10 protein-coding genes are annotated in these 11,863 nt (G+C 49.0%); 4 read left to right on the forward strand and 6 right to left on the reverse strand.

What is annotated here, in order from left to right:
- Position 1: 1 nt before the first annotated feature.
- From argS to BST96_RS09820, 3 genes are all read right to left on the reverse strand, one after another.
- The gene (gene argS / locus BST96_RS09810; protein WP_085758539.1) at positions 2-1,696 is read right to left on the reverse strand and encodes an arginine--tRNA ligase; all 1,695 of its coding nucleotides are present in this window, start codon (positions 1,694-1,696) and stop codon (positions 2-4) included.
- A 224-nt stretch (positions 1,697-1,920) separates the two neighbouring features.
- Positions 1,921-2,292 carry a cupin domain-containing protein gene (locus BST96_RS09815; protein WP_085758540.1) on the reverse strand — a complete coding sequence of 124 codons (372 nt, stop codon included), beginning with the start codon at positions 2,290-2,292 and terminating at the stop codon, positions 1,921-1,923.
- A gap of 20 nt (positions 2,293-2,312) precedes the next feature.
- Positions 2,313-4,511, reverse strand: a complete 2,199-nt coding sequence (locus BST96_RS09820) for a primosomal protein N' (protein ID WP_085758541.1) — start codon at positions 4,509-4,511, stop codon at positions 2,313-2,315.
- 248 nt (positions 4,512-4,759) lie between these two features.
- Between BST96_RS09820 and BST96_RS09825 the strand changes: the two genes are divergently transcribed.
- Positions 4,760-5,149 carry a hypothetical protein gene (locus BST96_RS09825; protein WP_085758542.1) on the forward strand — a complete coding sequence of 130 codons (390 nt, stop codon included), beginning with the start codon at positions 4,760-4,762 and terminating at the stop codon, positions 5,147-5,149.
- Here the strand turns inward: BST96_RS09825 and BST96_RS09830 are convergent.
- From BST96_RS09830 to BST96_RS09840, 3 genes are all read right to left on the reverse strand, one after another.
- The gene (locus tag BST96_RS09830) at positions 5,142-5,879 is read right to left on the reverse strand and encodes an alpha/beta hydrolase (RefSeq protein ID WP_085758543.1); all 738 of its coding nucleotides are present in this window, start codon (positions 5,877-5,879) and stop codon (positions 5,142-5,144) included. The two genes, BST96_RS09825 and BST96_RS09830, sit on opposite strands and share 8 nt — an antisense overlap.
- 123 nt (positions 5,880-6,002) lie before the next feature.
- Complete coding sequence (locus BST96_RS09835; RefSeq protein WP_085758544.1) at positions 6,003-8,267, reverse strand: TonB-dependent receptor; 2,265 nt, start codon at positions 8,265-8,267, stop codon at positions 6,003-6,005.
- 23 nt (positions 8,268-8,290) lie between these two features.
- Positions 8,291-9,907, reverse strand: coding sequence for a carotenoid oxygenase family protein (locus BST96_RS09840; RefSeq protein ID WP_085758545.1), 1,617 nt, complete (start codon positions 9,905-9,907; stop codon positions 8,291-8,293).
- Between the two features lie 146 nt (positions 9,908-10,053).
- Here BST96_RS09840 and BST96_RS09845 point away from each other — a divergent pair, with 146 nt between their 5' ends.
- From BST96_RS09845 to BST96_RS09855, 3 genes are all read left to right on the forward strand, one after another.
- A complete protein-coding gene (locus tag BST96_RS09845; protein ID WP_085758546.1) occupies positions 10,054-10,599 on the forward strand; it encodes a PadR family transcriptional regulator in 546 nt (181 codons plus the stop codon).
- Between the two features lie 165 nt (positions 10,600-10,764).
- A complete protein-coding gene (gene rpmE, locus BST96_RS09850; RefSeq protein WP_085758547.1) occupies positions 10,765-10,980 on the forward strand; it encodes a 50S ribosomal protein L31 in 216 nt (71 codons plus the stop codon).
- Positions 10,981-11,077: 97 nt separating this feature from the next.
- Positions 11,078-11,827: a thermonuclease family protein gene (locus BST96_RS09855; protein ID WP_169713960.1), complete on the forward strand. Its 750-nt coding sequence runs from the start codon at positions 11,078-11,080 to the stop codon at positions 11,825-11,827.
- The last annotated feature ends 36 nt before the right edge of the window (positions 11,828-11,863 follow it).

Consider the following 11,863-nt stretch of genomic DNA (forward strand, 5'->3'; position numbering starts at 1 on the left):
GTTACATTTCTGTGGGCGCCGAAACGCCCAATAAGCTTAGACCATTTTCAATAACCTGCCGTACCGCTTCGCTTAAACTGAGGCGAGCATTCCGCAAGTTGTTATCGTCGATTAACATTTTATGGGCATTGTAATAGCTGTGAAAATCACCGGCTAATTCCCGCAGGTAGTTAGCCACCACATGGGGCTCGCAGTTATTGGCTGCATTGCTAATTAACTCAGGGTAGGCGGCCAATTTATTCAGCAGGGCTTTTTCCGCATCTTCCGTCAATAGTTCCAGCGTGTTGATATCGCTTGCTGACCAGCTCCAGCCATTATCAGCCAGTTTGCGCTGCATACTGCAAACACGGGCATGGGCGTACTGAATATAATAGACGGGATTATCGTTGCTTTGCGATACAGCTAAATCAATATCAAAGGTGAGCTGTGAGGTGGTCGCCCTGGCCGCTAAAAAGTAACGGGTAGCATCTTTGCCCACTTCGTCGATTAAGTCGCGAATAGTGACATAGCTACCGGCGCGTTTAGAAATTTTTACTTCTTCGCCGCCGCGCATTACCATCACCATTTGGTGTAGTACATATTCTGGCCAGTCTTTAGGAATAGCCTGCCCCTGATGTTGGCTAACCGCTTGTATACCCGCGCGAACGCGGGTGATGGTGCTGTGATGGTCGGCGCCTTGTTCGTTAACCACACGTTCAAAACCGCGTTGCCATTTATTCAGGTGGTAGGCGACGTCCGGCACAAAATAGGTATAGCCGCCCTCTGATTTACGCATGACACGGTCTTTATCGTCACCGAAGTCGGTGGTTTTTAACCATAGGGCACCATCTTTTTCATAGGTGTGGCCGCTATCGATTAACAGTTGTACGGTTTTTTCTACATCGCCATCGGCGTATAGGGCCGACTCTAAATAATAAACATCAAAGTCGACGCCAAAGGCTTTCAGGTCGAGGTCTTGCTCGCGGCGTAAGTAGGCCACGGCAAAATCGCGAATGGCGTCACTGTCCTCTGCATCGCCCGCACCGACTACATGCTTGTCTTCTGCATCGATGGTTTCTTTTGCCATATAGGATTTGGCGACATCAATAATATAGTCACCGCGATAGCCGTCTTCGGGCCAACTCTTATCGTCTGGCCCTAAACCTTTGCAGCGCGCTTGAACGGAGCCCGCGAGGTTGTTAATTTGCTGGCCAGCATCGTTATAATAAAATTCTGCCGTTACATTCCAGCCATCCGCTTCTAATAAGCGGCAAATACTATCGCCAACGGCGGCGCCGCGGCCATGGCCAACATGCAGTGGGCCGGTTGGGTTGGCGGAAACAAATTCCACCTGCACTTTTTTACCGGCGCCTTTGTTAGAGCGGCCAAAGTTTTTACCCTGGCTGAGAATATCTTTAACCACCGCGGTGGCTGCGGCTTCATTTAAAAAGAAGTTAATAAAACCGGGGCCGGCGATTTCTGCCTTGGTCAGTTTTTCTGAGGCAGGCAGGGCATCGATAATTAATTGGGCGATATCGCGGGGTGGTTTTTTCGCTGCTTTTGCCAGTGTCATGGCAATATTGCTGGCAAGATCACCATGGGCTTTATCCCTGGTGCGGTCGATGGCAACGCGGGGCTCGACATCGGCGGGCAGGTCGCCATTATCGATCATGGTGTTAAGGGCGGCGTTAATCAGGTCAGCAATATGGTCTTTCATTGGGTTCCGGAGAGTTAGTCAGTTTTAGAACGGCAAGGGCGCGTATTATCCAGATTTTAGGGGAGCTAAGCCACCTTTTATAGGTCTGTCTGCACATGTGGTAAATACCGTTAATAAAATCAGGTGTATGGCGTTTTGTAGGGTGGATTATAATCCACCAAGGTCCCACCCGAAGCGGTTGTGATCGGTGGATTATAATCCACCCTACAGCGGGAACGACGAACTTAAGAGGTGGCGGGTTCAAAGATGACATAGACCTTTTTACAGGTTTCTACGACTTCCCACTCCCCTTGAAACCCGGCGGGAATCACAAATTTTGTACCTGCTTCAAGCACCTGCTCATTGCCATCGCTATCGCGCAAAATCGACTTTCCAGCCAAAATTTCGCAATACTCAAACTCGGTATAACTCACTTTCCAGCAGCCCACTTCCCCCTGCCAGACACCGGTATGAAACTGATTGCTATCGTCACTAAAGTAATTCCAGGTCGTTTGCTGGGGGTTGCCCTTGATGCGTTTTTCCTCGGCGGCATGGTAGTCGTCGCGTTCGGCGGGGGATTGATCAAAAATAACCAGATTGGCATTGGTGATAGACATAGTGGTGTCCTGTTTAAGGGTTAAAACATATCGCTGGGGTCGACATCGATTGACCAGCGGACTTTATTGGCTAAAGGGTGTTGTTCTGCCAGTGAGCAGAGTTGTTGCAGGGTGCGGTGTAAGGGTTTGCGCTGGTCGGCGCGAATTAACAGCTGAGCTCTGAACCGGCCGGCCTTTCGTGTCATGGGTGCAGGCAGTGGCCCAAATACCTGACAGCCGCTGTGGTCTACCCAGCCTCTCAGGTCCTGCAATAGGGCTTCGGCTTGTTCGAGGTTATTAGCCTCGGCTCGCAGCAGCGCAAGGTGAGCAAAGGGTGGCAGGCCGCTGGCCTGGCGTTCACTGAGTATGGCTCTGGCATAGTGATGATAGCTGTCATTGACCAGGCTGGTAATCAGGGGGTGCTCGGGTTGGTGGGTCTGGATGATGACTTTACCGGCTTTGGCTTCCCGGCCCGCTCTGCCGGCGACCTGTACTAATAGCTGTCCCATTTTTTCCGGGCCGCGAAAATCGGCGCTAAATAAGCCGCCGTCGGCATCCAGCACGGCAACTAAGGTGACATCGGGGAAGTGGTGGCCCTTGGCCAGCATCTGGGTGCCCACCAGGATACAGGGCTCCCCCTTATGTACCTCGGCAACCAGTTGTTGCATCGCCTGCTTACGGGAGGTGGTATCGCGGTCGATGCGCTTGATATCGGTGGATGGGAACAGGCGTTTTAGGGCTTGTTCGCTGCGCTCGGTGCCTGAGCCGCGAAAGTCTAATTGTGTGCCGTTACACTCCGGGCATTGATGGGGCAGGGCAGCCTGGCTTTCGCAGTGATGACAGCGCAACAGCCGCTGCTGGAAATGTACTGTCATTCTGGCGTCGCAGAGCTGGCATTGGGCCACATAGCCGCAGTCGTGGCACATTAGCATTGGGGAAAAGCCACGGCGGTTAATAAAGACCAGGACCTGATTGCCACGTTTGATCTCATTGCCAATGGCGCTAATCAGGGCAGGGCTAAAGCCATCTTCCATCGGAGCGTGGCGAATATCCAGTAGCTCGAATGCGGGGGCGCTTGCCCCAGTGGCTCGCGACTTTAATGGCAGATGATGGTAGCGACCTTGCAGGGCATTATTGAGGGTTTCGAGGCTTGGCGTGGCTGAGCCTAATACGATGGGGCACTGCTCATCGGCGGCCCGTTTAATAGCAATATCTCTGGCGGAATAGCGAAAGCCATCCTGCTGTTTAAAGGAGCTATCATGCTCTTCGTCGATAATAACCAGCCCTAAATTGGCAGTCGCGGTAAATACCGCTGAGCGTGTACCGAGAATAATACCGGCCTCGCCGGATTGCGCATGCTGCCATGCTAGTAAGCGCTCCCGATCAGTAAGACCTGAGTGCAGTGTGACAATAGGGCAGTTAAAGCGATTGTTAAAGCGGCTCAGTGTCTGTGGTGTTAAACCAATTTCGGGGATAAGCACCAGCGCCTGTTGCTGCCGTTTAAGGCATTGCTCAATCAGTTGCAGATAGACTTCGGTCTTGCCGCTGCCGGTAACCCCTTCCAGTAAATAGCATTGAAACCCTGTGTTGGCGTGGATGGTATCTACCGCCCTTTTTTGCTCGTGGTTGAGCTTCAGGTGGGGAGATTTTAAGCAGTCTTGTTGGTGGTCATAGGGCTCTGCCAGCACCTCAACCCGTTCAATCAGCCCCTTTTCGATCAGGGCTTTGCAGGTTGCCTGACTAATAGCCGCATTATCCAGTTGTACTCGATTAAGGCGGCCTTGCTGCTGTAGTAACCCCAATAGCTGCGCTTGTTTGGCTGCTCGCTTCAGTGCGCCTTCGGGCAGGCCTTTGCCTTCGGTGGTAAGTTGCCAGTGGCTCTGCGTTTGGGGGATTAACGCTTCGCCTTTGCGCAGCAGGTTTGGGATGGCATTGGCAAAGGCATCACCCAATGGGTGTTGGTAATAGCTGGCCGCCCACTGGCTTAGTGAGAGTAGTTTATCCGTCAGTATAGGGTGCTGATCCAGCACTTTGGTGACTCGCTTGATCTTGCTGGGGTCGATATCGGTGCTTGCTTTGGTGGCTAATAGAATGCCAATAAGCTTGCGGTTGCCAAAGGGGGCTTCAATGCGCACGCCTGCTGGCAAGGCCGCCACGGTTTCGTCATCCATAGCCTCTGGCGGCAGGTAGTCAAAGCTGCGACGCAGTGGTGTGGGCATGGCCAGGGTAAGTATGGGCATTACTGATCTAATTGTTGGCTGCTGGTGGCAAGGGAGGCTAGTGTAACAAAATTTAGCTTGTGCCAGTGTTGAATAAATTAAGTTTAACTATTGATCAATCTTTCATAACCGGACATCAGGTGTCTGGTCGAATAACGGTAAGTGACTGTTTTATAGTGTGAATTTTTAACAAATAAGGATTAATACTTATGGGCAACCTGGCGCGATAACCCTATAGTGGCGTCAATTATTTAGCATCAGGTGTAGCAGTGGCATTTAAATTAGAGTGGAGCGGCAAAACAGTGAGTTGTCACTGGTCCGGCGTCGTTAAGGGCCATGATTTGGTCACAGCCAATCGGCTGATACATTCGGATGCCCGGTTTGATGACCTGCGTTATATGCTCTTTTTGATGGCTGATATTGAGCAAGTGGATGTCACCATTGAAGATGTAGAAAAGCTGGCCGCTATGGGTATTGGTGCGGCCAAAAGCAATAGCAGCCTTCGCTGTGCCACCGTCTCGACGGATGATGATTGGTATGGCCTTTCCTCGTTTTACCAAATGCATATGGATGAAGCCGCAGGGCCATCCTGGTCTCTCGGTTTATTTAAGACCCGTGAAGCCGCTGAAGAGTGGCTGTTTGATGAGTGTTTTATTTAAGCGCTAAGATCTGCTGGATAAATTGTTCGGTCCTTTGATGGGCGAGGTTAATTTGCTCCAGGTGTTCAATGCTGGCGATCCCGTCAAAGAATTGGTGTGAATAGAGGGCAAAGTTTTTATGGTTTGCCCCGTTTATCTCGAAGTAAACCGTGGACAGGGGTAAGTGTTGTTTGGCGGTCTTAAATTTTTCCGGTGATAGCATGGGATCGTTAGTGCCGGAAATAAACAAAATCGGTAGGGGTATATGGGAAAAATCCTGCGGTATGCCGCCGGCCCATACCGTAACTCCCAGCGGGGCCTGACTGAGTTGATTGGCCACCGTTAAGGCGGTCAAGCCTCCCATCGAGTGCCCTAACAAAAACCATTGCTCGTTACCCATCTGCGGTAATTGTTGGGCGATGCGTTCAGACGATAATGCCGATAATCGTATTACCCCACTGGGTATCCAGACTTTATAGCCGCGGCTGGCAAAATATGCGGCTGTATAACTATAGCTTTTAGGTTTAATCAGCGCGCCATGAAGTATCAGTAAGCCATAGCCATTGGGTTGATGTGGGGTAAATAGCCAGTCGCCATTGTCCTGTTGTGCACTGGAAAATAAATCTCCTTGTAAATACTGATCGGCCTCTGCGGTAGGTTGGCCGTCTATCTGATACCACGCTAGTTGCACTGCTATAGCGATCAGTACAATGCCCAGTAAAAGTTTAAGCAGGCGTTTTGCAACAGACATAGGCGTAGATATCCAAAAAAACGATTTGGGTTTATTCTACACAGCTTGCCGCTAGTAAAGAGATAAGAAATGTAATGGAGAGATCAAGGTGGCTTTGCCAGCAAAGCCACCTTGATAAAGGGCTTAGAAGTTATAGGTCACTTCTACGCCGTAGTTTTCACCTTGCTGGTACTGTCTGAAGGTGGTTAAGGTGCTGATATTAATTGCCCGACCTGCAATCTCGTCAGTCAGGTTTCTACCAAAGATAGAAACATTCAGATTTTGGTAAGTAATATCAACAGAGGCATCCAGATTATCAATATCTTCCTGAGTGCCCCGTGGGTCGTTATTGATAATAGATTCCACTTCATCCTTCCAGCGGTAATTCAGGTTATAGGCCACATCAACATCACCGATAGTTTGGAAGTAGCTGGTGCCCAGGCTAAAGGTATTTTCCGGAGCGTTACGCAGGGTTAAATCGCTGTTATCGGTAGCAACGCCGTCACCATTAAGATCGGCAAAGAAATCGTCGTAATAAACATCGTTATAACCATAGCTGGAACGTACAATCCAGTTTTCTGCCACTTGTGAAATCAGCTCAAGTTCAACACCTTGCATAATCACGGTTGAAGCGTTGAGTACCACGCTCAGTACATAAGCTGGGTCAGATGGGTCAGGTGTAATAATAACTTCTTCCTGTTTTTCATCGTACTCACTGTAGAACGCGGTAGCATTAAACTGCACACGGCCTTCCATCCATTCTGTTTTAGTACCCACTTCAAAGGTGTCTACGTATTCAGGGTCGTAGGAGCTGGAATTTTCAAAGTCCTGGTTACGGCCAAAGAAACCACCGCTTTTAAAGCCTTCGGTATACGATGCGAAAAACATCATGTCATCATTATGCGCATAGGAAAGGCCGATCTTGGGTGAAATCTCATCCCAGTCATCGTCCAGTTTGGTGGCTTCAAAATCAGTCGGTGTGCCCAGAAAAGCTGGCAAGATTTGATCGGTGTAGCCGGTAAAATCTTTTTCCTCAACCGTATAACGAACACCGGTAGTCAGGGTTAACTGATCGGTAATATGCCAATCACTGGAGAAGAATGCGGCATAGGATGTTGTTTCCTGATCCTGTTTGTTGTAGCCAATCAGATCAAGATCAACAGGTACGGCGCCGGTCAGGTTGTAGGCAAAGAAATCATTCAGATGCAGGGTGCGACGTAAAACATCGTACTCGGTATTGAAATAATACAGGCCAGTGACAAATTCAAAGGTTTCAGAAAACTGTGAAGTCAGGCGTAACTCCTGGCTGATCTGGTCGAAGTTTTGCGACATTTTCTGAGTGAAAAATTCAGCGCTGCTACCGTCATATTCAGACTGGTGTTCTTCGCTGGTATCACGTTTTGCAGTGATCGAGGTCAGTGAAAAATCTCCCAGATCCCAGTTCACTTCCAAGGTCATGGCATCGAGTTCACTGTCATTTCTGTTGCGATCGTTAGTACTGACTTTGTCTTCGCCGCTGCCGCTATCAAAATCTTCACAGGCTTCTGGTCCCCATGAAACCGGGTTGGCCAATGGGATGGCGCCAAGCCCTGCCAAACAGACAAGGTTGCTGGTGTCGTTGCCGTTAGCAAAAGCACCGAGGTCCGTTTTTTCATCAGCATGTTCTACCGTAAATTGAACGCTGAGGTCTTCAGTCGGAGTACCTAAAAATGATAGCCCGTAGTTACTGAAGTCCTGGCCACCGGCATCCTGATTGATGGTGGTGTTTTTAATATAGCCATCGCTATTTAAAGAGGCACCGTAAACTTTTACACCCAATTTATCTTCAATAAGGGGGGCGTTGCCAATCACTTTATAATCTTCGCGGCCATCAGAGCCGAGGGTGATGCCTACTTTACCACCCCATTCCATAGTGGGTTTGCTGCTAATCACATTGATAACACCGCCGATAGTGTTCTTACCAAACAGGGTGCCCTGTGGGCCACGCAAGACTTCAATGCGTTCAATATCAAAGTTGTTGATAAAGGTACCTACACTGCTGCCCAAATAAACGCCATCAATAATGACACCGATAGAAGGGTCAAAGGTTTTATCAATTTCCTGGTAGCTAACACCGCGAATAGAAATAGCCGAGGCACCGGGGGCGCCGGTAATCGGCTCGATAGAAACGTTAGGTGCAAAACCCGAAATATCTTTTAAGTTTCTGATAGTGGATTGCTTTAGTTCACGCGTGATCGCCGTTACTGCCAGCGGAACTTCCTGTAGTGATTCTGAACGCTTTCGTGCCGTTACCATCACTTCTTCCAGCACATAGCCTTCTTTTTCCTGCGCTAGCAGGTCTGCTGTTGGCAGCAGTGTTAAGGCTGCGCAGCCAATCGAGTTGGCAACATTCAATAGTTTTTTATTCATTATTGGTTTCCCCCTTGTGGATTTTAGTTTGTACCCAGAGTGCTAATTTTATTTTCATCCAACCAACAGGCGTGAACACCGTAAGGTACTCGCTGTGATATATGAAGTTTTGCCAACTCTTCCATCGTGCTGGCATCGATAATGACTAAATAGGATTTATCTTCATGGCTTAATAGGTCAATCAGGTAGCCATCGTCTTCAGCCTGGCTATTGGCTTTGGCAACAAATAGCGCTTCGCCACCGCGGTAATCACCGTAATCAAAATACTTTACGTCTTTTTCATTGATCAGGTCGTACTTCATTACCCCTTTACCCATAATGCCGCCGGCGCTGCCTTCGTCGAGTAAGTAGGCAAACTGGCTTGGCTTGCCGATATAGTTTGTATTAAAGCTGGGGCGTTCATAAAAATGCTTATCTAAAACTTTTTGCTCAGTCACTTCGCCGCTTTCTAAATTAAGGCGGAATTTATAGAGCAGGGCATCAGGCTCTTCTGATGAGTGGATGGGCACATTGTCGGGATAGGAGTGGAATACCGGTGCAAACAACACGACATCAGTACCGCCATCGTCGCGCTTTTCTTCCCAACCGTTAATGGTGTGCCAGATATGGCCGGGCTTGTCGGTAGTAAACCACGCAATCTTATCGCCTTGCTGATGGTCGCGTTTAATCACGCCAAAACGCATTTTATGTTCGGGGTCAAAGTAGAAACCGGTGCCCCGGTCTTTCATCAATTCACCGGCATCAAAACGCAGTGACAGGTCGGGGAAGATCGAAAAGTTTTCGGTGATATAGCAATCATGCAGAAAACCCATTGCCGGTTTTGCCACCATCAGTTCCTGGTGTTTGGTTAATTCGCCGCCGCTGAGAATATCGTAATGGATACTGCCCGTTTGCACATCAGTACTGTAGCTGGTCCAATCGCCGGTGGTAGGGTCGATTTTAGGGTGAGCAGTAAAAGGCTGGTTTAACTTGCCCCCAAAATCAACAAATTCACCGCTGCCGTCAATGGCCAGTTTGCCATTCTCTACGCGGGTATTGAGTTTAAAAGGCAGGCTGGTTTCCTGCAGGGCGTAAAGCTCACCGTTGTGGTACTGGATAGCGGTGGTAGCAGCACTGTTTTCTATATTGCTAAGCTTGGGCACGATGCCGGTCTTTTGTTCGATCAAAGACAGCATAATCTTGCCCATGGCGGGTTTGCCGCCACCGGCAACATCACCAAATTCAATATAGAGTTCTTTGCCCGCTTCTTTTTCAGCCAAATAGCGCGGGGTTTGCGTGTACTTATTGGTGTAAGTCGCTTGGCCGTTTTCAATCCTTACCTGATGAATCATGCCCGCACCGTTAAACATATGGCGGCGGCTGTCCGTTCGGTCAAAGGGGCTGTTGGTGCCATTACGTAAATAAAGGCCACTTAAGTCCGCAGGGATTTCCCCTTCAACCGTAATCGCTGAGTCCGTTAATTCATTGTGGATGGGGCAATAGCCGATTTTGGAATAGTCGCTGCCCTGGTTGTAGCTGGGCAGGTCCATGGCATCGTTGGCTTTTTGCCTGAAATTAGCCAGCAGGGGTTTAAGCAGCACAAAGCGTATAAGGCCATAAAAGGCTGCCAGACATAAGATCACAATCAGTAGTGTGGACATAGTGACTCCTTAGGGTTGCCAGGTTGTTAGTTATTATCAGTGTGTTGATATGCATCATGGTGCATATCGATAGATTGTGAGCATAGCCATTCCGTTGTAGCTATGCAACATGTATCATATGGTTACGTTTTGAGCGAGGAAGGTGGATGTCCCTTAAACATGTAATTTTGGTGGTCTTGAAGAAGGGCAGCGCCAGTGGTTATGAGATCAATCAGACCTTTGAGGGGCCATTGGGTATTTATTGGAATACCAGCCATCAGCGGGTCTACAGGGCTCTGGCCACCCTTAGCAAAGACCGCTGGGTTAGCTTTGAGCTCCACCCCCAGAGCGGTAAGCCCGATAAGAAGGTCTATGATATTACCCCTGAGGGGGAGCGGCAGTTGCTGGAGTGGCTAATGGAATACCAGCAGCCAGCGCCTATTAATGAAAGCTTACAGGTAAAGCTTTTTGCCGGTGAATTTTGCCCCACAGAAGTGCTGTTAGAGCAAATAAAGGCTCTAAGGCAAGAACATCAGAAAAAACTGACCAGTTATCAAGCAGATGCGGACAAAGTAAAGGACGCTATAGACCATCTGGCTATTGAGAATCGCCGCGGCTACCTGACCTTGCGCAAGGGGATATTAATGGAGCAGGCGCGGCTAAGCTGGTGCGATGAGGCGATTATCATGCTGGAGCAGGATTTAGCCCAATAGTGCTGCCGGCCCTTAGCCATTGCAATCACGGGTTTCTCTGGTATGATGCATCGCCTGAATTTTCGCCAGTTGACTGGCAATACCAGTGCGGTGCTCAACGGCTGTTTCCACGGAGGAGACCATAAGGCTTGATTGGGTTGCGGCACACTGAAAGAGAGTAAAACAATGAGAGCTGATATCCACCCTAAATATGAAGAAGTCACTGCGACTTGTAGTTGCGGTAATGTTGTAACAACCCGTTCAACCTTGTGTAAAGACATCCACTTGGATGTATGTGGTGCCTGTCACCCGTTCTACACCGGTAAGCAGAAAATGTTGGATAGCGGTGGCCGTGTTGATCGCTTTAAGAAGCGTTTCGCTAGCCGTAGCAGCAAGGGTTAATGGTAGGGGAGTTCCTCTGATCATTACCAGATCTTTAAACAAAGCGCCCAGCCAATTTTGGTTGGGCGTTTTTGTTTCTGTTATATGCTTTTTTTCATTGCCAGCCGTTGCTGCCGAACTCTGCGCTGCCAGCGGCAAGATTGAATGGGCACAGATCAAAAAAATTGTTGATGGCGACACTTTGCATTTGCGTGATGGTCGCAAAGTGCGAGTGATGGGAATAAATAGCCCTGAAATAGGTTATAGAAAGAAGGACGACCCAGGTTATCCCCAGCCCCTGGCTATGGCCGCAAAACAAGCAGCGGAAAATTTTTTCTCATCAGGTTCCAAAGTGGGTTTACGCTTTGGTGAGCTACGAGTGGATCACTATGGCCGGGTGCTGGCGCATGTTTATCGGGCTGATGGCGCAAGTCTGTCTGCGCACCTGCTGAGCCAGGGTTTGGCCTGGCATGTTGTTGTGCCACCGAATGTGTCAGGTTGGCAGTGTTTACAGGCGGTTGAAATTGCTGCAAAAAAACAGTCGGCAGGTTTATGGGGGCATTTAGCTTACCCAACAAAACAGGCCAATCATCTCAGTATGAATGACACCGGCTTTCAACAGATTACCGGTAAAGTGGTTGCTGTTAATCGCACTCGCGGTGGCTGGTGGGTACAGTTAGGTCAATTGGCCGTCCGGGTACAAGATAAACATTTAAAGTATTTGGATGATGTCACTCCACAGGATTGGCTTCATCAAACCTTAACTCTTCGTGGTTGGGTGATTGATCGCAGCCAGTCCAGCGCTGTTAAGAAAAAAGGGTATTCTGCTTTAATGATTAACCTCCAGCATTCAGCCATGCTGAAGTAGTGTTTTTTTATTGAAAACAATTATTTATTTTATCGG

Source organism: Oceanicoccus sagamiensis, assembly GCF_002117105.1.
Classification (GTDB): Bacteria; Pseudomonadota; Gammaproteobacteria; order Pseudomonadales; family Dasaniaceae; genus Oceanicoccus; species Oceanicoccus sagamiensis.